Annotated in this window: 19 protein-coding genes; 7 read left to right on the top strand and 12 right to left on the bottom strand. The window is 70.4% G+C overall.

All coding sequences use genetic code 11. The features are described from left to right. Positions 1-203: 203 nt before the first annotated feature. Entirely contained in the window at positions 204-998 is a 795-nt protein-coding gene (locus ACZ7L4_RS37410; RefSeq protein ID WP_472109502.1) for an SDR family oxidoreductase, read from the bottom strand. Between the two features lie 102 nt (positions 999-1,100). Between ACZ7L4_RS37410 and ACZ7L4_RS37405 the strand changes: the two genes are divergently transcribed. Further along, complete coding sequence (locus ACZ7L4_RS37405) at positions 1,101-1,949, top strand: hypothetical protein (RefSeq protein ID WP_472109501.1); 849 nt, start codon at positions 1,101-1,103, stop codon at positions 1,947-1,949. A gap of 136 nt (positions 1,950-2,085) precedes the next feature. Here ACZ7L4_RS37405 and ACZ7L4_RS37400 read toward each other — a convergent pair whose 3' ends face one another. The 3 genes from ACZ7L4_RS37400 to ACZ7L4_RS37390 all read right to left on the bottom strand — a co-directional run bounded on the left by ACZ7L4_RS37400 (position 2,086) and on the right by ACZ7L4_RS37390 (position 4,430). Then, a complete protein-coding gene (locus ACZ7L4_RS37400) occupies positions 2,086-2,286 on the bottom strand; it encodes a DUF397 domain-containing protein (protein ID WP_385760809.1) in 201 nt (66 codons plus the stop codon). A gap of 259 nt (positions 2,287-2,545) precedes the next feature. Next, on the bottom strand, positions 2,546-3,403 hold the full coding sequence (locus ACZ7L4_RS37395; RefSeq protein ID WP_450817070.1) for a helix-turn-helix domain-containing protein: 858 nt from the start codon (positions 3,401-3,403) through the stop codon (positions 2,546-2,548). Positions 3,404-3,692: 289 nt separating this feature from the next. After that, complete coding sequence (locus ACZ7L4_RS37390) at positions 3,693-4,430, bottom strand: GOLPH3/VPS74 family protein (protein ID WP_385760804.1); 738 nt, start codon at positions 4,428-4,430, stop codon at positions 3,693-3,695. Positions 4,431-4,653: 223 nt separating this feature from the next. On the opposite strand from ACZ7L4_RS37390, the gene ACZ7L4_RS37385 reads away from it, so the two are divergent. Together ACZ7L4_RS37385 and ACZ7L4_RS37380 are read left to right on the top strand one after the other, a co-directional pair. Further along, complete coding sequence (locus ACZ7L4_RS37385) at positions 4,654-7,410, top strand: D-alanyl-D-alanine carboxypeptidase (RefSeq protein ID WP_472109500.1); 2,757 nt, start codon at positions 4,654-4,656, stop codon at positions 7,408-7,410. 149 nt (positions 7,411-7,559) lie between these two features. Next, positions 7,560-9,422, top strand: a complete 1,863-nt coding sequence (locus ACZ7L4_RS37380; protein WP_472109499.1) for an MFS transporter — start codon at positions 7,560-7,562, stop codon at positions 9,420-9,422. A gap of 129 nt (positions 9,423-9,551) precedes the next feature. Here the strand turns inward: ACZ7L4_RS37380 and dgoD are convergent, their stop codons facing one another. The 4 genes from dgoD to ACZ7L4_RS37360 all read right to left on the bottom strand — a co-directional run bounded on the left by dgoD (position 9,552) and on the right by ACZ7L4_RS37360 (position 13,098). Further along, on the bottom strand, positions 9,552-10,703 hold the full coding sequence (gene dgoD, locus ACZ7L4_RS37375; RefSeq protein WP_472109498.1) for a galactonate dehydratase: 1,152 nt from the start codon (positions 10,701-10,703) through the stop codon (positions 9,552-9,554). A gap of 118 nt (positions 10,704-10,821) precedes the next feature. Further along, positions 10,822-11,430, bottom strand: coding sequence for a bifunctional 4-hydroxy-2-oxoglutarate aldolase/2-dehydro-3-deoxy-phosphogluconate aldolase (locus ACZ7L4_RS37370; RefSeq protein ID WP_472109497.1), 609 nt, complete (start codon positions 11,428-11,430; stop codon positions 10,822-10,824). Beyond that, the gene (locus ACZ7L4_RS37365; RefSeq protein WP_472109496.1) at positions 11,418-12,164 is read right to left on the bottom strand and encodes an IclR family transcriptional regulator; all 747 of its coding nucleotides are present in this window, start codon (positions 12,162-12,164) and stop codon (positions 11,418-11,420) included. Before ACZ7L4_RS37365 ends, ACZ7L4_RS37370 begins: the two co-directional genes overlap by 13 nt. Before the next feature lie 4 nt (positions 12,165-12,168). Then, on the bottom strand, positions 12,169-13,098 hold the full coding sequence (locus tag ACZ7L4_RS37360; protein WP_472109495.1) for a sugar kinase: 930 nt from the start codon (positions 13,096-13,098) through the stop codon (positions 12,169-12,171). 178 nt (positions 13,099-13,276) lie between these two features. On the opposite strand from ACZ7L4_RS37360, the gene ACZ7L4_RS37355 reads away from it, so the two are divergent. The 3 genes from ACZ7L4_RS37355 to ACZ7L4_RS37345 all read left to right on the top strand — a co-directional run bounded on the left by ACZ7L4_RS37355 (position 13,277) and on the right by ACZ7L4_RS37345 (position 16,603). Next, positions 13,277-14,611, top strand: a complete 1,335-nt coding sequence (locus ACZ7L4_RS37355; RefSeq protein WP_472109494.1) for an MFS transporter — start codon at positions 13,277-13,279, stop codon at positions 14,609-14,611. A 147-nt stretch (positions 14,612-14,758) separates the two neighbouring features. Continuing rightward, complete coding sequence (locus tag ACZ7L4_RS37350; protein ID WP_472109493.1) at positions 14,759-15,337, top strand: GNAT family N-acetyltransferase; 579 nt, start codon at positions 14,759-14,761, stop codon at positions 15,335-15,337. A gap of 183 nt (positions 15,338-15,520) precedes the next feature. After that, entirely contained in the window at positions 15,521-16,603 is a 1,083-nt protein-coding gene (locus tag ACZ7L4_RS37345; protein WP_472109492.1) for a GNAT family N-acetyltransferase, read from the top strand. Positions 16,604-16,613: 10 nt separating this feature from the next. Here ACZ7L4_RS37345 and ACZ7L4_RS37340 read toward each other — a convergent pair whose 3' ends face one another. Both ACZ7L4_RS37340 and ACZ7L4_RS37335 read right to left on the bottom strand, forming a co-directional pair. Continuing rightward, on the bottom strand, positions 16,614-17,486 hold the full coding sequence (locus ACZ7L4_RS37340) for a hypothetical protein (RefSeq protein ID WP_472109491.1): 873 nt from the start codon (positions 17,484-17,486) through the stop codon (positions 16,614-16,616). A 56-nt stretch (positions 17,487-17,542) separates the two neighbouring features. Then, positions 17,543-18,424: a hypothetical protein gene (locus ACZ7L4_RS37335; RefSeq protein WP_472109490.1), complete on the bottom strand. Its 882-nt coding sequence runs from the start codon at positions 18,422-18,424 to the stop codon at positions 17,543-17,545. Positions 18,425-18,590: 166 nt separating this feature from the next. On the opposite strand from ACZ7L4_RS37335, the gene ACZ7L4_RS37330 reads away from it, so the two are divergent. Next, positions 18,591-19,193 carry an HAD family hydrolase gene (locus ACZ7L4_RS37330; protein ID WP_472109489.1) on the top strand — a complete coding sequence of 201 codons (603 nt, stop codon included), beginning with the start codon at positions 18,591-18,593 and terminating at the stop codon, positions 19,191-19,193. Between the two features lie 48 nt (positions 19,194-19,241). On the opposite strand, the gene ACZ7L4_RS37325 is transcribed toward ACZ7L4_RS37330, so the two are convergent. Next, the gene (locus ACZ7L4_RS37325) at positions 19,242-19,508 is read right to left on the bottom strand and encodes a hypothetical protein (protein WP_472109488.1); all 267 of its coding nucleotides are present in this window, start codon (positions 19,506-19,508) and stop codon (positions 19,242-19,244) included. Between the two features lie 635 nt (positions 19,509-20,143). Next, positions 20,144-20,557 carry a DUF6578 domain-containing protein gene (locus tag ACZ7L4_RS37320; protein WP_472109487.1) on the bottom strand — a complete coding sequence of 138 codons (414 nt, stop codon included), beginning with the start codon at positions 20,555-20,557 and terminating at the stop codon, positions 20,144-20,146. Positions 20,558-20,865: the final 308 nt, after the last annotated feature.

Here is a 20,865-nt window from a genome sequence, read left to right as displayed (position 1 = left end):
TCCAGGGGTTCCGCTGCACAACGGTTGCCCCCGGTAAGGGTGTTGGGGACGTGGGGGATTGAACCTCCGCGCCAAGGGCCGGTCAAGGGTTCTGCAGTCATGGATATGAACCCCGGACAGAATTCAGAACGTCGCGAAACTCGGGTACGAGCGGGCCCACCACAGCTGACCTGCGATGTTGCCCGGTTCTCCGAGTGGGGCGGCTACCGCATGAGTTCTCCCGCGTTCACCAGGAGCTGCTGGCCGGTGATCGCGCGCGCCCGGTCGGAGGCGAGGAACACCGCGGCGTCCGCCACGTCCCCGTCCGTCGCGAGGTCCGGCAGCGCCATCCGCTCGGTGAGCCGCCCGAGCACCTCGTCCTCGGGCACCCCCTCGGTCTGCGCGGTGATCTGGACGTAGGCCTGCACGGGCGGGCCCCACATCCAGCCGGGCAGCACGGTGTTCACCCGGACCCGGTGCGGGCCGACCTCCCGCGCCAGCGAGTACATCGCGCTCGTCAGGGCGCCCTTCGACGCCGCGTACGCCGCCTGCCGGACCTGCGAGGGCGCCGCGATCGCCGACTGCGTACCGATGAAGACGACCGAGCCGCCGCACTCCTTGAGGGCGGGCAGGCAGGCCCGGGTCATTCGCAGCGTGCCGAGCAGATTCACGTCGACGACCTTGCTCCAGGTCTCGAAGTCGGCATCCTCCAGGCCCCCGAAGTAGCTGTCCCAGGCGGCTACGTGGACGACCGCGTCCACACCCCCGAACCGCTCGCGCGCAAGGTCCGCGAGCGCCTCGCACTGCGCCTCGTCACCGATGTCGGTGGAGCGGAACGCGGTCCGCCCGCCCTCCGGGTCCAACTCCTTCGCACAGGCCGCGAGGTGGGCCTCGGTGCGCGCCCCGAGCACCGCGTTCCCGCCGTCGCGCAGCACGGCCTCCGCCACCTGGCGGCCGAGCCCCGCGCCCACGCCGGAGACGATCACGGTCTTCCCCGCAAGCAGTTCCGCATTCACCATCGGTTCGCCTCCCGGCTCTGGCGCTTTGTCTGACGGGGCGTCAGAGTATGGGCGTCGAACGGGAGATGGAAGGCCCACGAGGGAGGCCGGAAGGTGAGCGGCATGGAGGAAACGCACGAGGACACGCACAGCGAGACGTACGCGGAACTGGCGGCCGTCGGGCCGTACGGGGTGCGTCCCGGACACGCCCTGATCACCATGGTCGAACCGCACCCGGGCCACGAGCACGCGTACAACCGCTGGTACGAGGACGACCACTACTACGCCGGCGCCATGGCCATGCCGTGGATGTACTCCGGGCGCCGCTGGGTCGCCACCCGCGACCTCCAGCTCCTGCGCTACCCCGAGAAGTCGGCGGTCGCCGAGCCGGTCACCGCGGGCTGCTACATCTCCACGTACTGGATCACCGAGGGCCGCTACGCCGACCACATGAAGTGGACCGTCGGCATCAACAAGCGGCTCAACCGGGACGACCGCGTCCACCAGGACCGCACCCACGTCTTCACGTCGTTCCAGGACCACGAGGCGACGGTGTACCGGGACGGCGACGAGGGGCCGCGCGACTTCCACGCGCTCGACCATCCGTACCAGGGGCTGGTCGTCGAGGTGATCGACTCCGAAGGGCCCGGGCAGCGCGCCGAGTTGCTGAACTGGCTGCGCGACGAGCACCTGCCGCAGCGGCTCGCGGGCTCGCCCGCCGCGCTGGTCACGGTCTTCAGGCCGACCCCGCTGCCGGGGGACAAGATGACGTACGTGAAGCAGGTCGAGGGCGTCGACACCCGGCTCACCCTGCTCTGGTTCCTGCAGTGCGACCCGCGCGAGGTCTGGCAGGAGCACTTCGCGGGCCTGGGCGGGGCGGTGGCGGCATCGGGGCTCGGCCGGGTGGAACTGATGGCCCCGTTCGTCCCGACGGTGCCGGGCACGGACCAGTACGTGGACCAGCTGCGCTGATCCGGGCCCGCCGGCTCCGGACAGCGCCGAGCCCCCTCGGCCAGGACGGCGGACCAGTCGAGAGGGCTCTGTCAGTGGTGCTGTGGTGCAGTGTGCTGTCTTGCGTGTTCGGTTGTCTCACGGAGTGTGCTGGGGGTCAGACGTCGACCCGGCTCATCTCCGTGACGAAGGCGCTCCAGGAAGCCGGCGCGAACGCCAGGTTCGGGCCCTGCGGGTCCTTGGAGTCGCGTACGTCCACGGCGTGGGCCGCGGGAGACTTGATCTCCACGCACGCGCCGTTCCCTGCCGAGTACGAGGACTTGATCCAGGTGGGCTGTGCGCCCTTGGTGATTGCCATGATCTGCTCCGGTCTGGCCAGTTGTCCCTTGCTGGGCCGCGGACCTGCCGCGGCTTTGCGCCAACACCTTGTCTGTTGTTGGCGTGATCGACGCTACTCGCCGACTCGGGGCGGCGGTGGGGGCATTCACTCGACCGGATGGCATATTCCAGGTGGGTCTTCCGCCCGCCCGTGGGAAAGGTGTACCGTGCGGCGCTTTCTCACGGGCGGGGTGCGGAGCGGAGGCCTGAACTCTCCGGTCCGTTACGCGAGTTGCCGCTCAGCGCGTGTGCCGCTTCGCGGCTTCCAGGATGAACTGCCGGGACTGCTCCACGTTCAGCGCCTGCGCACGCAGGTGCTCGTACATGACGCTGTACTTCTGCACGTCCTGCGTCTTCTCCAGGTAGAGGTCGCTGGTCACGCCCTCGATGTAGACGACGCTGGAGTCCGCCGCGTCGGGGAACTCGAGGATCGCGTACTGCCCCGTGATCCCCGGGTGCGCGCCCATCTCGAAGGGCAGCACCTGCACGGTGACATGGGGCAGCCCGGAGACCTCCGCGAGGTGCTCGAGCTGCTCGCGCATCACCGCGGAGCCGCCGACGGTGCGGCGCAGCGCCGCCTCGTCCAGGACCACCCACAGGCGCAGCGAGTTCGCCTCGTCGTTGATCCGCTCCTGGCGGCGGATGCGGACCTGCACGCGCTTCTCTACGTCGGTCTGCGAGGCCTCGGGCATCGCGCCCTGGATCAGCGCCTCCGCGTAGCCGCGGGTCTGCAGCAGGCCCGGGATGCACTGCGACTCGTACACGCGCAAGGACGCCGCGTCGGTCTCCAGACCGATGTAGACGCTGTACGGGATGTCGCCGAACGAGTGCCACCAGCCTTGCTGGCGCGAATCCTTGGCCATTTGCATCAGCGAGTCGATGACCCGGTGGTCCTCGACCTCGTACACCCCGCACAGATCGCGTACGTCCCGCTGGCTGATGCTGCGCCGCCCGTTCTCCAGGCGGCTGATCTTCGACTGCGAGACCAGCAGGCGCTCGGCGACCTCTTCGGCGGTCATGCCCTTGAGTTCGCGGAGCCGGCGCAGCTCCTGACCCAACCGGCGTCGCCTGACGGTGGGATTGACGTTGGACGCCACGGACGTGCACCTCCGGCTACGTGCATTTCTTTGTTCTGTATACGTTGCGTGTCTATTGCTGAGCAGATTGCCACCCCGAGGCGGCCCTGCGCTGGGAAACGGCGGATGTGCGTGGCCGCACATGCGGCCCGCACGTGCCTCCTGTGCAGCACAAACGCGAGCGCGCGGGGTGGCGGGCCGGGGCGTCGTCCTCACGCCCGGCACGCCACCCCGCGCGGTACAGCGGCTCCCGGACCGGTTCTTGGGGACTACGGTGCGGCGCTGCGGTGCTGCGGGTGGTGCGGTTCGCCTAGTGGGCCACGGCGCGAGCCATGGATCCGCGGCGTGGCTGCATCGGAACGCCGCGTGCGGGCTCCGGTGCGGCCCGACCCGCCGAGGGGGCCGGTGAGCGGCGTGGCTGTACCGCCACACCGTTCTGGACGTCCATCACGGCGTGCGCCACGAGGCCGCCCATCGGGTCGTGCCTGATCAGGTCCCGCAGCCGGGAGCGCGAGGACCTGCCCTCGTTGCCCGGATACAGGTGCTTGCCGAGACCGACCGCATGGGCCAGTGCGGCGAGCGCCGCGGTCCGTGGGTCCGGTGGGACCCCGGTGCGGATCGCGCTGTCCAGCCGGGCCCTGATCTCCCGGCTGATCGCCGTGTCCGTCGCCTGGTAGCGAGTCGTCGGCAGTACCCCGCACATCTGTCCCGCCACGGCATGCACCATGCCGCACCGCTCCAGGTGCGAGAGATAGGTCTGTCGCAGGCCGAGACGCGGCCCGCCTATCCAGTGGACGGCCCGTACGGGAGCGCCACGCCTTCGCAGCAACTCCAACGCGCAGTCCAGAGTCGGATCTCCGGTCGGCCGTGGTGCCACCACGGCGATACGATCCCCGTCTGGGGCTATCCGTCCGGCCAGCGCCAGCTCTACTAGCTGTGCTCCGGCCAGACCTAGGTCGAGCGACTGCGGCTGCGCTGTGGTACCCGTGGCCGGGTCCAGAGCGAGCAGCAGAAGCTCCTCCGGAAGTGTTCTGCGGCTCCTGCCCATCCATGCCTCCCCGCGTGGATGAATGACAGGGTGACCCCTCTCACATTGGTCTGTCGAGAGTGCGTGGGGGGTTTGGGCGGGAACCTATAGGTATGTCGTTCTCGTCTACCACGTGGGTTAAGCCCCCACACAGGACACTGGTACATGGTTCGGACAGGGTCAGACAGAGGCAGCCTGTCCGGCGACAAGTGGTTGAGTGGTTCATTCGGTCGAGGAGGCATCGGTGGCGGGGACCCCCGACAAGTCGGGAGAGCACAAGGCGTCGGGCGGTCCGGCTCCGGAGGATCCGCGTCTCGCGGTGTCGCGAGCGCCGTCCGGCGTGGACCAGGACGAGGGTGCCTCCGGCGAGGTTCCGGGCACGGGGTCCGAGGCTCCGGAGGCGGCGCCCGAGAGCGCCGGCGACGAGCGTCTGCGGGCGGCCGTGGCGGCGTGGGTGGCGGGCGACGGCGGCTCCGCCGATCCGTCTGCAGTTGCAAAGCCGGGCGGCGATGACCAGGGCGCCGGGGAACCCCCGGCCGACGCCTCACGCACGGCCGCCCTGCCGCAACGCAAGCCCACGGGGGTCGGTGCGGCCGAGGCCAAGCCCGACGCGACGGCCGACGCCGAGACCGGCGGCGGCCCGGAGGACGAGGGCGAGGGTGGCGCGAAGCCCGCGGCCGAGGCTGCCGTCACGGCTGCCGCCAAGCCGGCCGCGAAGACCGATGCCGAAGCCGGTGCTGGTTCGGATGACGAGGCCGACGTCACGGCCGACGCCACGTCGGACGGCGAGGAGGCCGGCAAGGCCGACGCCAAGGACACCGCCAACGCGGATGCCAAGGCTGACGCCACGTCGGGCGCCAACGCCGACGGGGAGCCCGCGGCCGAGCCTGCGGCCACGGCCGACGCCAAGTCGGACGCCGAGGCTGGCGGGGAGTCCGCTGCCAAGTCGAACGGCAAGGACAGCGCCAAGGCCGACGCGAAGCCCGCGGCTGAGCCTGCGGCCACGGCCGACGCCAGGTCGGACGCTGAGGCTGGTGGGAAGTCCGCTGCCAAGGTCGACGCCACGTCGGACGGCAAGGCCGACACCAAGTCGGGCTCCAAGGCCGATGAGAAGGCCGACGCCAAGCCTGACGCCAAGGTCGACGAGAAGGCTGACGCCACGTCGGACGGCAAGGCCGACGAGAAGGCTGATGCCACGTCGGGCGCGAACGCCGACGGGAGGCCCGCCGCCGAGCCTGCGGCCACGGCCGCCGCCAAGCCGGACGGCAAGGCTGACGGGAAGGCCGACGCCAAGTCGGGCTCCAAGGCCGACGGGAAGGCTGAAGCCAAGGCCGACGAGAAAGCTGGCGGCAAGGCCGGCGAGGAGGCCGACGCCAAGCCCGGCGAGAAGGTCGGCGGCAAGGCCGACGCCAAGGACGCCACGAAGGACGCCACGAAGGACGCCGCGAAGGCCGACGCCAAGGGCGTCACGAAGGACGGCGCCAAGGACGGCGTCCAGGTTGATCAGGCCACCGCCGTGTTCAAGGCCGTGCCGCAGCCCGTCGATCAGCCGACCACCACGCTCAAGGCGGCCGGGACCGCGCAGAGCAGTAAGTTCGTGCCGCTCAAGTCGCTCGACGAGGGCAAGGCCACGGGCAAGGAGCTGCCGCCGGAGGCCGAGCAGCCCACCGTCGAACCGGCCGAGCGGACGACCCAGCAGCCGTTGCCGCCGAAGCCGCCGCTCGACCTGCTCGCCGAACTGACCAACACCCCGCCGCCCCCGGAGACCCGGGTCCGTACCGCGGTGCGCCGGGTCAAGGTGTGGACGCCGATCGTCATCCTGCTGATCGTCGTGTTCGGCGTCATCCAGGCCGTCCGCCCCCTGCCGACGCCGTCCCTCTCGCTCACCGCCGACTCGACGTACAGCTTCGACGGCGACAAGGCGTCGCTGCCGTGGCCGGACGAGGGCCAGGGCTGGATGGACGTCCAGGGCATCGGCACGATGGACAACTTCGGCAAGCAGACCCCCGTGCCGATCGGTTCCGTCGCCAAGTCCATGACCGCGTACATCGTGCTCAAGGACCACCCGCTGAAGGCGGGCGCCGACGGCCCGTCGATCACCGTCGACGCCACCGCCGAGAAGGAGGGCGGCTACGACGCCGACGGGCAGAACGAGTCGACGCTCAACACCGTCAAGGAGGGCGACAAGATCTCCCAGAAGGACGCGCTCGCGGCGGTCATGATCCCGTCCGCGAACAACATCGCGCGTCTGCTGGCCCGTTGGGACGCCGGTTCCGAGGAGGCGTTCGTCAAGAAGATGAACGCCACCGCGAAGAAGCTCGGCATGAAGAACACCACGTACACCGACCCCTCCGGGCTGAAGGAGACGACCGTCTCCACTGCGCAGGACCAGGTGAAGCTCGGCAACGAGCTGGTGCAGATCCCGGCGCTCACCGACATCACCAAGTTGCCCACCTGGACCGACCCGTCCGGCAAGAAGTGGACCAACTACAACCGCCTGGTGCCCTACGACGGCGCCATCGGCATCAAGACCGGCACGACGACCAAGGCCGGCGGCAACCTGCTCTTCGCCGCCACCAAGGACGCGGGCGGCTCCACGGTCACGGTCGTCGGCGCGGTCCTCGGCCAGCACAAGGCGCCGATCATCGACACGGTCAACGCGGTCAGCAAGACCGCGATGCTCGCCGCCCAGGACGCGGTCACCTCGTCCACGGTCCTGAAGAAGGGCGACGTCGTCGGCTACGTCGACGACCAGCTCGGCGGGCACACCCCCGTCACGGTCACGAAGGACGTCAAGGCCGTCGGCTGGGCCGGCAAGACCGTGCACCTGCAACTCGCGGACCAGGACGGCAAGTCCGTGCCGCACACGGGCAAGGCCGGTGAGACGGTCGGCGTGCTGGAGGTCGGCGACGGCGAAGGCGGCGCCGTGGAGGTGCCGGTGGCCCTCCAGAAGGGCCTCACCGAGCCCGGATTCGGCGCGAAGCTGACCCGCGTCGGCTGACAACCCGGACCCGCGCGTGGGAGGCCGATGACCTTCGGCCTCCCACGGCGCCCGTCCGCGCCCGCCGTGCTAGCGTCGCGAGACCGGGCAGGCGGGGGACGCCCACCCGTTCATTCACAACGGCACACGGGTAAACGGGAGTGTCTCCAGTGGCCACAGCGAGGCCGACGCGCGCGGACAACGCGAAGCCCGGGGCGGGCGGGGGCAGCCCCCGGATACGGCTCCCCGAGGTCCCCGAACAGCCCGAAGGGCCCTCCGAGGCCGAGGCGGTCGCCAAGATCCTGGGTGGCCGCGCCCGCCTGAAGCGGTTCGCCCGGCACCCCGTCACCCTCGCCACACTGGTCGCCGCGCTCCTCCACCTCATCTGGTTCTTCACGTTCGCGAACAGCGGTGGGGACCTCGCGGCGCAGGACGCCTGGGCCGAGTTCGTCGGCCGGCACCCCGACTCCGCGTACAACCTCGCCTGGTACGGCGGCATGCACCCGGTGTCGTACAGCGTGGTCTCGCCGTATCTGATGTCGGTGTTCGGCGTGCGCACCACGATGATGGGCGCGGGCACGCTGTCGGCGGCGCTGCTCACCATGATCCTGATCCGTACGCGGGTGGTCGCCACGCCCCTGTGGCCGGCGCTCGCCGGTGTCTTCGCGCTGCTGTGCAATGCCGCGTCGGGGCGCGTCACGTTCGGCCTCGGCATGATGTTCGGGCTCGCGGCGACGGCCGCCGTGTTCTGCTGGCCGTACCGCTGGCGCTACAAGCGCTGGGCGAAGGCGGCCGTGGCGGCGCCCCTCGCGGGCATCGCGACCGCCTGCTCGCCGGTGGCGGGGCTCTTCGTCGGGCTCGTCGCCGTGGCGCTGTTCCTGCAGAAGCGGCGCCCCGGCGCGTACGCGCTCGGACTCGCGCCCACCGCCGTGGTCGTCCTTTCGGCCTGGCTGTTCCCGTTCTCCGGCACGCAGCCGATGTCGTTCTGGTCGGCGCTGCTGCCGATGGTCTACGGCGTCCTCGTGTGCGTCCTCGTGCCCAAGGGATGGGTGACGGTGCGGATCACGTCCGCCGTCTACACCCTGTCCGTGCTCCTGGTGTGGCTGATCAGCTCGCAGATCGGCTCCAACATCACCCGGCTCCCGATGCTGTTCGCGGGCGTCGCGCTGCTCGCGGCGCTGCCGTTCACGGTGAAGCGGTCGCGGCAGTGGTACGTCCTGGTGATCGCGTTCGTCGCCTTCAACGCGTGGATCGGCTTCAAGTCGGTCGACGACGTCGTGCGGACCACTCCCGCCGCCTCCTGGGCCCGCGAACTGGCGCCGCTGGTCAACGAATTGCAGGAGGTCCGCGCCGAGCACGGCCGCGTCGAGGTGGTGCCCGCCCGCTCGCACCGCGAGGCCTCCGCGCTCGCCCCGTACGTGAACCTGGCGCGCGGCTGGAACCGGCAGGCCGACATGGAGCGCAACCCGCTCTTCTACGACGACACCCTCAACTCGGCGAACTACCGCGAGTGGCTGCGGCGCTGGGCCGTGCACTACGTGGTGCTGCCCAAGGACGAGCCGGACGGCAAGGGCGCCGAGCGCGAGCGGCAGCTCGTCCAGCGCGGTCTGCCGTACCTCAAGCAGGTGTGGGGCGACGCCAACTGGCAGCTGTTCGCCGTCACGGACCCGACGCCGCTCGCCGAGCCGCACGCCGTCGTCGACGCGGCGGAGCAGGGCGAGCTGACCATCGAGGTGACCCGGCCGGGACGGGTGCTGATCCGTGTCCCGTACTCACCGTGGCTCTCGGTCGTCGACGCGGAGGGCAAGAGCCTCGGCGCGCCCAAGGAGACGGAGTCGTCGAAGCGGGCGAGGGATGCGAACGGTTCGCTCCCCAAGCGGTACGCGAATGCGCACGGGTGCCTCATCGAGACGGAGAAGGATGAGGCGGGTGACGCGTGGACGGAGCTCTTGGCCCCGAAGCCGGGGATCTATCGGCTCGCGGCGCCGTATCAGCTGCCCCGGGGGACGCCGTGCCCCGAGGAGCTGAGGTGACTGGTCGCACGGCGTTGCGGTCTCGGGGCTCTGCCCCGGACCCCGCTGCTCAATCGCCGCAGGGGCTTGAAATACCCAGCCCCGCCGGCGTTTGAGGCGCGGGGCCCGGGGCGGAGCCCCGAGACGTGATCACCACTCGGCGAAAGAGCCATCCACATGGCGCCACACCGGGTTGCGCCAGCGGTGGCCGGAGGCGGCCGCCTTGATGACGGCCTGCTCGTCCACCTCGATGCCGAGGCCGGGCGCGGTCAGCCGCGCCATGTGGCCGTCCGTGGAGTCGAAGGCGAAGACGGACGGGTCGACGAGGTAGTCGCCCAGGTCGGAGCCCACGTTGTAGTGGATGCCGAGGCTGGTCTCCTGGATGAACGCGTTCGGCGACGCGAAGTCGACCTGGAGGCACGACGCGAGCGCGATCGGCCCGAGCGGACAGTGCGGCGCGAGGCCCACCCCGTGCACCTCGGCCTGCGCCGCGATCCGCCGGGTCTCGGAGATGCCGCCCGCGTGCGACAGGTCGGGCTGCGCGAGCGCGATGCCGGAGCGCAGGACCGGGTCGAAGTCCCAGCGGGAGAAGAGGCGTTCACCGGTGGCCACGGGGATGGAGGTCGACGCCGTGAAGTCGGCGTACTGCGACGTGAGTTCGGGCAGCAGCGGCTCCTCGATGAACATCGGGCGCAGCGGTTCGAGGGCCTGGGCGAGTTGCTTGGCGAGGGCGGGGGAGGTGCGCCCGTGGAAGTCGACGGCGACGCCGCCGTCGGGGCCCAGCACGTCGCGCACGGAGGCGACGCGCTCGACGACCGCGTCGATCTCCCGCGAGGTCTCCAGGAGCCGCATCCGGCCGCCGACGTTCATCTTCACGGCCCGGTAACCCTGTTCGAGGCGCTGGGCCGCGTGCTCGGCGGCCTCGCTCGGGTCGTCGCCGCCGATCCACGAGTACATCCGCATCCGGTCCCGGACCGCGCCGCCCAGCAGATCGTGCACCGGAACACCGTGGAACTTGCCCTTGATGTCCCACAGAGCCTGGTCGATCCCGGACACGGCGGACGACAGCACGGGCCCGCCCCGGTAGAACCCGCCCTTCGTCATGACCTGCCAGTGGTCCTCGATGCGAAGGGGGTCCTGCCCGACGAGATAGTCGCTCAGTTCGTCGACGGCGGCGGCAACGGTGTGCGCCCGCCCTTCGACGACGGGCTCCCCCCACCCCGTGATCCCCTCATCGGTCTCCACCTTCAGAAACAGCCAACGGGGAGCAACAAGGTAGGTGGTGAGTGACGTGATCTTCATGGTGGAGCGACTCCTGTCTGGTGATTTCTGGTCTGGTCCGGCTGCATCAAGCCCGGTTCGGCACATCAAGCCCCGCCGGCGATTGAGGCGCGGGGCCCGGGGCAGAGCCCCGCGACGTTCACCCCTGTGACCTCAACAGTTCGGCCAGCAAAGGAAGTTGCGCCGCGTCCTCCAACGCCGAACCAACGGCAACCACAGACGCCCCACCCGCCAAATAAGTGGCAGCGTTCCCCGCATCCATGCCGCCCGTGGCAACGAACGGCACCTCCGGGAACGGCCCCCGCATCGCCCGGAACCAGTCCACCCCGAGCACGCTCGCCGGGAACGCCTTCAGCCAGGTCAGCCCGATCGCCCGCGCGGCCTGCACATCCGTGGCCGTGGCGACCCCCGGCAGGTGCGGCAGCCCCGCCGCGACGCTCGCCCGCGCCACCTCCACGTCCAGCCCGGGGGCCACCGTGAACGCGGCGCCCGCGTCCACCGCCCACCCGAGCCGCTCGGCCGTGGTGACCGTGCCGGCGCCGACCGGCTTGCCGCGCTCGGCGCCCGCTGCGACGACGGCGCCGAGCACTCGCGCGGCTTCCTCCGTCTGCACGGGGACCTCGACGCACTCGATGCCGAGGTCCCAGGCCCGTACGGCGAGTTCGACGGACTTGTCGGCGGGCATGCCGCGCAGGATCGCCATGACGGGCACCCCGGCGAACAACTCATCAAACGTTACGGACGCCATCCCAGCTCCTTGGAGATCGTGTCGGCGGTGGTCATGAGGTCGGGCAGCACTTCGGATTCGAGGGCGCCCAGGTCGGCCCTGGCCTTGAGTGCGGTCACCGACACGGCGGCGACGACCTCGCCGCTGCTGTCCCGTACGGGCACGGCGACGCAGTTCACGAAGTCCTCGTACTCGCCGTCGTCGACGGCCCAGCCGCGGGTCCTGGTCTCGGCGAGGGCCTTGCGGTAGGCGTCGGGGGAGGTGATCGTCGTGTCGGTGTGCGGCACGAAGTCGCAGTCCGCGAGCAGTGCGTCGGCCCGCTCCCGGGGCACGTACGCCAGGATCGCCTTGGCCACGCCCGCCGTGTGCAGGGTGACCGGGCGGCCGATCTGCGAGTAGAGGCGCACCCCGTCGACGGGGTCGACCTTGTCGACGTAGACGATCCGCTCGCCCTCCAGGGCGGCGAGGTGCACGGTGTGCCCGCAGCGCTCGCCGAGCAGCCGCAGGTGTTCGCCCGCGACGTCCTTGAGGCCGAACTGTTCAAGCGCGAGGTGGGCGAGGCCGGCGAGCCGGTGCCCGACCGCGTACCGGCCGTCGGGGAGCCGGCGCGCGAGGCCGCCGTCGGTGAGGGACTCCAGGATGCGCAGGGCGGTCGAGCGGTGCACGCCCAGGTGCTCGCCGACCTCGGTCTGGGTGCGAGGGCGGCGGGCGATGAACTCGAGGATGTCGATGGCGCGACGGACGGTCTGAGACATGGGATCAGTGTCCTTCGCCGGTCGCGTCGGCCGCGTCGGGGCGGGTGGCGGGCACGTAGTCCTCGATGCTGCGCAGCGTCCGCCCGGCGAGCCGGTGTCCGAGCGCGAGCCGCTCGGCGGGCGTGGAGCCGTCGAGCAGTCCGCTCAGATACCCGGCCGCGAAGGCGTCACCGGCGCCGACGGCCTCGACGACGTCGACGGCGGGCGCCGCCACGAACTCGCTCCCGGCGGCGGTGAATTCGGTGGCCCCCACGTCCCCGTCCTTGACGACGAGCGTCCCGCGCGGCGCGAGGTGGTCGCGGACGTCCTCGGCGGTGGCGGTGTCCCACAGCGTCTCGGCCTCGTCGCGCCCGACGAGCACGATGTCGGCGCGGCGGGCGAGCGCGAGCAGGGCCTCGGCGGCTGTCTCGCGTGAACTCCACAGCGCAGGGCGGTGGTTGACGTCGAAGGACACGAGTGTCCCGCTGTCCGCCGCCCGTCGCACGAGCGTGTCCACGAGCTCGGCGCAGCCGTCCGAGAGGGCCGGGGTGATCCCGGTGAGGTGCAGCAGCCGTACGCCGGTCAGGTCCACGCGGTCCGCGTCGGCGACCGTCATCCGGGACGCCGCCGAGCCCGCCCGGTAGTAGTGCACGCGCGTGCCGTCGGGCCCCGGGTCCTTGAAGTACACGCCGGTGGGCGCGGCCGGATCGGCGAGCACCCCGGCGACGTCCACGCCGCGCGAGGCGACCGCCGCGACGATCCGGCGGCCGAACGGATCGTCCCCGACCCGGCTCACCCAGGCCGCCTCGTGCCCGAGGTCGGCGAGGTACTGGGCCACGGTCGACTCGGCACCGGCGACCGCGAGCCGCAGCTCACGGCTGTGCTCGAGACCCAGGCCGTCGGCCGGGGTGACCTGCGCCATCGTCTCGCCGATGCAGATCGCCTTACCGGACATTCGCCGTCCCTCCATTGACATCCCGCTGGGGCCGTGAAGAACATTAGCAGCCCTTGCGCAACAGGCGTGCACATGTTGCAACAACGAGGGTTCGAGCCGCATCAGAGCCGTGGATCAGCCGCTCCGAGCCGCGTCCGATCCGTCCCCATCAGCAAGAGTCAGCAAGAGAGTGAGTGAGATGAGCGCACCGTCGAGCGCATCCACCCGCAAGGAATCCGCGCCTGCGAAGGCGATGAGCGCCCGCACCCGCCAGCGCCGCACCGCCGCCGCGAGCGTCGTCGGCTCGATCCTCGAGTGGTACGACTTCTTCCTCTTCGGCGCGTCGGCCGCGCTCGTCTTCAACAAGGTCTTCTTCCCGGACGTCTCGCCGTTCGCGGCGACCCTCGCCTCGTTCGCGACCTTCGGGCTCGGCTTCGCCGTGCGCCCCATCGGCGGCCTCGTCCTGGCCCACCTCGGCGACCGCATCGGCCGCCGCCCGGTGCTGATCCTCACCGTGATCCTGATGGGCGTGGGCACGCTCGCCATCGGCTTCCTGCCGACGTACCACTCGATCGGCATCTGGGCCCCGGTCCTGCTCGTGCTGTGCCGGATGATGCAGGGCTTCGGCGTCGGCGCCGAGCTGGGCGGCGCGTACGTCATGTCGACGGAGGCGGCCGAGGAGGGCAAGCGCGGCTTCTACGGTTCGCTGCCGGGCGCGGGCGAGTTCATCGGCGTCGTCATCGCCTCCGGCGCGGTGGCCGCCGTCTCGACGCTGCCCGAGGACGACTTCCTCAGCTGGGGCTGGCGCATCCCGTTCCTGGCCAGCGCGTTCGTGGTCGTGATCGCGCTCCTCATCCGCAACGCGGCGCCCGAGACCGAGCAGTTCGAGGAGGCCCGCGACAGCGGAAAGCGCGAGAAGCTCCCCGTGCTCGCCGCGATCAAGGCCCGCCCCAAGGCGATCGCCCTGCTCATCGGCTCCGGCTGCGCCACCGCCATCGCCTCGTACGCGATCCAGGGCTATCTGCCCAGCTACCTCACCAACCAGCTGGGCCTGTCCTCCGGCACCTCCGTGCTCGGCATCACGATCGCCTCGGCGGTCTCGATCCTGACCATTCCCCTGGCGGGCGCGCTCTCCGACCGGGTCGGGCGCAAGCCGGTGATGATCGGCGGCGCGGTCGCGATCACGCTCTTCGCGTACCCGTTCTTCTGGCTGGTGGACACGCGCGAGCCGTGGCTGATCTACCTGGCGATCACCATCGCCTTCGCGCTCATGCTCAACTCGATCTTCGCGGTCACCGGCACGTTCTACGCCGAGTCGCTGCCGACCGAGGTGCGCTACAGCGGGCTCGTCTTCGTGCGCGAGATCAACGGCGTGATCTTCGCGGGCACCTCGCCCTTCGTGGCGACGCTCCTCGTCGACGCGGGCGGCGACCGCCCCTGGTACCTCGCCGGCTACATGGCGCTCGCCGGCCTCGCCAGCGCGCTGTGCGTCTGGCGCCTCCCGGAGACGGCACCGGTCCGCACTCGGGACTGACCCGGCCGACCCGGAATCCGGGTGCGCCTTTTAAGCCCCGCCGGCGATTGAGGCGCGGGGTCCGGGGCGGAGCCCCGAGGCGTTACACCGGGAGGCCGACCCAGAATCCGGGTGCGCGGGCGGTGCGATCCGGTCATCATGCGGATCATGCCTTTCGACACCGAGCACGTCATCGAGCCGGGCACCCTGGCGTCGGCCCCGCAGCCGACGCTCCGCTCGGCCGACGGTGAACTGGTCCTGCGCACCCCGGCGTTCGACGACGCGCAGGCCGTCCACGACGCCTTCCAGGACCCGGTCCTGCGCTACTGGCACATCCGCGGCATGGCGTCCCTGGACGAGGCGCGCGACTGGGTCGAGGGGACGCACACGTCCTGGCGGGAGGAGAAGTCGGCCCAGTGGATCGTGGCCGGCGCCGCAGACGACGCCCCGCTCGGCCGGATGGCGCTGCGCGAGATGAACTTCCTGGACGGCGTCGCCGAGGTCGCCTACTGGGTGCTGCCGCAGGCGCGCGGGGCAGGAGTGGCGCCCAGGGCCCTGGGCGCGCTCACGGACTGGGCGTTCGCCCTCGGCTTCCACCGCCTCGACCTCCAGCACTCCACCCGCAACGAGCCCTCCTGCCGGGTGGCCCTCAAGGCCGGCTACGAGCTGGAGGGCACCCGGCGCAGCTCGGCGCTGCACACGGACGGCTGGCACGACATGCACGTCCACATGCGGCTCAACTCGTAGGCGACAGCTTCCGGTTGCGTGTCCGAAGTGCCCGAAGGACTCTTGACAGCGTGCGTACTGTTTCGCGACCTTTGAGCCCTCTGGGGGAAGAGGGGGGCTCATGAGCGGCACGCTCACGTATCGACGCAGGTATCCGGTTACTGGTGGACCACACGCCCGCGGCGAGGGGCGGGCGAACCGACGTTGAACATCACGACGTACAGAGCCGACGAGCTCAGCGCGTCCCTGCGTGCGGCCTGGCACGAGACGATGGAGCACTCTCCGGACTTCCAGAACCCGTTCCTGGCACCGGAGTTCGCGGAGGGCGTCGCCCGGTTCAAGGGCCGCGCGCACGTGGCGGTGCTGCGCGAGGGCGGCGAACCCGTCGGCTTCCTCCCGTACGAGAAGGGGCCCGCGGGCATCGGCCGCGCCATCGGCATGGGCCTGTCCGACTGCCAGGCCCTGGTGCACCGGCCCGGGGTCACCTGGGACACGAGACAACTCCTGCGCGCCTGCGGGCTGTCGGTCTTCGAGTTCGACCACCTCGTCGAGGAACAGAGACCCTTCGGCCGCTACGTCACCGGAACGTTCGCCTCACCCGTCCTCGACCTGAAGGACGGCAGCCACGAGACGTACGAGGAGTGGCTGAGGGCGACGTACCCCGGCCAGGCCAAGACGACCCTGAAGAAGGAGCGCCGCCTGACCCGCAACGTCGGGGAGATGCGCTTCGTCTACGACGAGCGGGACCCGGCTGTCCTCCACCAGCTGATGAGCTGGAAATCGGCCCAGTACCGCCGCACCGGCCGCATGGACCGCTTCGCCCGCCCGTGGATCGTGCACCTCACGGACCACCTCTTCCGGGTCCGCGAGGACCACTTCACGGGCGTCCTCTCGGTCGTCTACGCGGGCGACCGCCCGGTCGCCGCCCACTTCGGGCCGACGTCGAAGACGATCTTCGCGGCCTGGTTCACCGCGTACGACCCGGAGTTCGGCTACTACTCGCCCGGCCTCCTCATGCATCTGCGCATGGTCGAGGCCGCGGGCCGCCAGGGCATCCGGCTGATGGACTGGGGCCGCGGCGAGAAGGAGTACAAGGACTGGCTCAAGACCCGCGAACTCCGGGTCTCCGAGGGCTTCGCGACCCGCCCCCACCCCGCCGCGGCCGCCCACCGCCTCTGGCGCCGCCCGGTCCGCGGCCTGCGCAACACGGTGCTCGCACATCCGGAACTCCGGGAGCGGGCGGACCGGCTGCTGCGGACGGTGGGATCCATGCGACAGCGGCCGTGAGGCGCTGGGGCTACTTCTTGGTCAGTTGCAGCGCGCCGTTGTAGCCGGCCGTGATGGTGTGGCCGTAGAACGGGTCCTTGCCGCTGGTGCTCGCGATCACGGTGGCGTCGCCGCGCTGGAAGGGCACGCCGCCGGTGGGAGCGGCGGAGGCGGTCCACGGCGTGGGTGCGCCCGGCACGCAGTCGACCTTGGCGCTGTAAGTGCCGCGGGTGGTCACGCCGTCCAGGGTCTGGCTCACCGTGCCGTGCGTCTCCAGGGCGACGGGCTCGGTGCAGGTGACGGTGCCGTGCACGAGCGCGCGCCCGCTGACCCGGTCGGCGACGGCGTCGGGGGCGACGTCGAGCCCCAGCACGGTCTCGGCGGGCGGCTCCGGGTTGTTCAGGTGGACCTCGCCGCGCACCGACTCCGTGGCGCCGGGGCAGTGCTGCTCGAAGGTGGCGTCGAGCCTCTTCACGTAGCCGTGGTCCCTGATGTCCACGTCCTGGACGGTGAAGGACCCCTCGGCGAGGCAGTCCCGGCCGTTGCCGCGCAGCTCGACGCGGGGTTGGCTCGGGTCCGGGTTGGCCGCGGCGCCGGTGTAGGTGCCGGGTGCGAGCGGCTGGACGGCGCCGGCGGGCGTTTCGAGGTGCAGGGCCCAACTGCTGCCGTCGGCCCCGTCGACGAACACGCCGACGCCGGTCGGGACGCCGTTGGTGACGTACCCCTGCGTGGTCAGTCCCTCGGCGTAGGCGTACGACTGCCCGCCGCTGATGTACTCACCGGCGTCTCCGCTGAAGGAGAGGCTGCCGGACTCGACGTCGTAGGCCTCGGCGGTCCCGGCACCGAAGGCTCCGGAGAGGAGCGCGGTGGCGGCGAGGGCGGTGAGGACGCGTCTGGATCTCACGATTCTCCAAATGGTGTCCCGCGAAGGGGAGTTGGTGGCGCTTGGGCGGTCACACGTCATTTGCGCAGCGAAACGATGGTCGTGGCGGCGGGGTCGGTGACGACGGTCTGCCCGTACACCGGGTCGGTCGCCTGGGCCTTGTAGCCGACGGAGGCGTTGCCCTTGGCGAAGGGAACGCTGCCGGTGGCGGTGCCGACGGCGGACCAGACGACGGGCGCGCCCGGGGTGCAGGCGACGTGCGTGTAGTACGTGGCGGTGGCCAGGGCGTCCTTGCCGACGGCCTGCTCGATACGACCGTTCACCAGGACGTCGGCGACGGGCTCGGAGCAGGTGACGGTGCCGTGCACGGTGGCCTTGCCGTCGGCGGACACGGAGCCGGTGGCGTCGACGTCGGCGCCGAGGGCCAGCTCGGCGGGCGGCGGCGGGTTGGTGAGGTGGACCTGCCCGGTGAGCCCGGGGACGGTGTCCTTGCAGTGTTGCGCGAAGCTCGCGTCGAGGGCCTGGACGTATCCGCGGGGCCCGAGCTCGAGCCGGTCGATGCTGAACGTGCCCTCGGACTCGCACCCGTAGAACGTCCCGTCGACGGAGAGCTTGGCCCCGCCGAGGGAGGGCGTGTCGCTCGCCCCGCTGTACGTCCCGACGGCGAGCGGGTCACCGGCCGGAGCCCCCATGGTGAGATCCCACCGATCCCCGTTCCCGGCGATCACGATGACGTGCACGGAATTCTGCTCGTCGTTCCACCCGGCGTACATGGAGTCGCCCGACCCCGCGCCGTCGACGTACGAATACGGATACCCGCCACCGACCGGGTCCCCGACCTCACTGACGACGTCGAACGTCCCGGACTCCACGTCGACCGCGTGCGCCGGCGCCCCCACGGCGAACGTCGTCGCGACCGCGGCCACCGTCAGGGCGACGGCGCGCGACACAGCATGCATGTTCAAGATCCCCCCAGGGGAATGCGAAGACGACCAAGCCCTTTGCGGGCTCTGGCCGTTGGGGGGCGGCTGGAGGAGTATGCCAACCCCATTGGATCTTCACAAGGAGGTCACAGGGTGGGGCGCCCCGGAGGGCTGCTCTCCTTGTGGCCGGAGGGGAGCTTGCGTGGTTGAGTCCTGCGTCATTCTCGACATCGGCGGCGTACTGGAGATCACTCCGGAGACGGGGTGGGTGCAACGCTGGGAACAGCGGCTGGACCTGCCGCTGGGCACTGTTCAGGAACGGATGGGCGACGTCTGGCGGGCCGGGAGCGTCGGAGGCATCAGCGAGCGGGAGGTGAACCAGCAGGTCGCGGCCCGCTTGGGGCTCGATGCCCCGCTGGCCGAAGCCTTCATGGCAGACCTGTGGGCGGAGTACCTGGGGACGCCGAACGAGGAGCTCATCAACTATGTGCGGTCGCTGCGGGGAACCTGCAGGCTCGGCATCCTGAGCAACAGCTTTGTCGGAGCCCGGGAGCGGGAGACGGCGCTGTATCACTTCGACGAACTGGTGGAGCAGATCGTCTACTCGCACGAGATCGGCATCGAGAAGCCGGACTCACGTGCGTTTGAGGCCGCGTGCGCAGGCCTGGCCGTGCGACCCGAGGACTGCCTGTTCATCGACGATGTCGCGATCAACGTCGAGGCGGCCCGGGCAACGGGTATGCAGGCGCACCTGTTTGAGGACAACCGGCGGACTCTCGCGCGCATCGCGGCTCATCTGGAGTGACGTCGGCCTGGCGGATCCAACTTGGTTCGGATGCCCAGCACTTCATCTTCAGCACTTCTCTTTCAGCACGTTGTAGAAGTCGTCGGCGAACTCGTCCCTGGTCTCTTCCGACGGGTACGTGGGGATGCTGATGGGGTGCTGGGGGTCGTGCGCGCGGTAGGCCTCGCAGTACTCGTGGCGCTCGGCCCTGGTGCTCTCGTACCAAGCGCCTTCACCGGGCGTCCTGGTGGGACGCAGTTCGGGCTTCTCCTGCGCACACGCTGCGAGCAGAGCGGCGGACAGGACCGCCACGGCGACTGTGCGGGCGCGGCTCATGGGGCCTCCATGGCATTGACGCGGCTATTGCCGGGGGGGCGAGTGGTGGGCATGGGCCGGTGTTGCGCTCCTGCCCCAGACCGACCACTCACCCCGCAGTTCCCATCAACCGGCGTACTCACTCGGCTTCTTGCGAGCTGTGGCACAGCGAATTCTTCCTAGATCTGGCCTCGCCACCATGGCGCGTCCAGGCTCTCTGCCGGGATCACCTTGGCTCTTGCCAGAATCTTCTCGTCGAGAGCTCGCACCAGGGCGCGCAGCTCACGCGCGCTCTTCCGGGGCAGTGTCCGGAGCACGACTTCCAGGTGATCGCGGAAGTTTCCGCTGTAGCACCCGCACTCGGGGAGACCGCAATCAGAGCCTGCGAACCGGTCCGTCAGTTGCCTGAGCGGGCCGTGGGCAAGGGCCTTCCAGTGCCAGAACGCTGCTTCCGTGGCTTCGGGCCAGAAGCGGGTTCGCTCGAGCCGACGCAGGTCAGCCGTGCAAGAGCCCGAAAGGTGATCGATGAACGGGTACCTTCGCCGCCCCGGAGAGCGGACAGGGATGCTGCCCCGCAGGGCTGATGGGCGCCTACGCGGCATTGCCCCTTTGGCTGTCGGTCATAGAGGGACGGTACCGAGGGATGTGGCGGGCAGCTATCGGATATTCGGCAGCCGCACATCGTCCCGCCGCTCGGCCGTCACCAGGTAGCCGGTGAATTCGACGTGTGGGCGATGCGCGGCCCATCCGTCCGCTTCTCGGACCGGAACCAATTCGGTCGTGCCTGGTACCGGGTGCCGCATGTTCGACGCGCTGCCGGGAGGGGCTTCGTACCGGCAGTGCACTTCTGTGATCGTCAGTACCTGCAACCGCGTGGGCGGCGCGTGCTCCTCTCCCTGGCCGTGATGCTCCTCGCGAAAGTCGATCTCTGCGGCACGATCGCTGCCAACGCGGGCGGCGTAATCCTCGGGGTCGGCCTCCAGCAGATGCCAGGCAACCGTGTCCCCCGGCGTGAAGTTCTCCCCGCAGCACTGGATCTGCCAGTCATCGACCCAAATTGTCAGCGTCATGCCGTCATTGTCCGCAACGTGTCACATGCTCACCAGGGATTTTGCCGCGGAGGCCTTGGCCCAGGGGGGCGCACGCTCGGCGCCGATGCTCTGCGCCGTGGCGCTGATGTCAGGAGCAGACGCCAAGGGCCCCGGACCGTGACCGGTCCGGGGCCCTTGAGCTGGTGCCCCCGGCAGGATTCGAACCTGCGACACCCGCTTTAGGAGCGAGGTTTGATACTCATGTGTCCGACCTGCGGGCTCTTTGGCTATCAGGTCCTGGCGAAACATGCCGTTGTGCACTCCAGCTCCCCGAGGTTCCCTGCCTC

It is taken from the genome of Streptomyces sp. NPDC107575 (genome assembly GCF_055657265.1).
The sequence above is the reverse complement of the archived record's forward strand: the minus strand, read 5'-3'. Positions and strand labels throughout refer to the sequence as shown.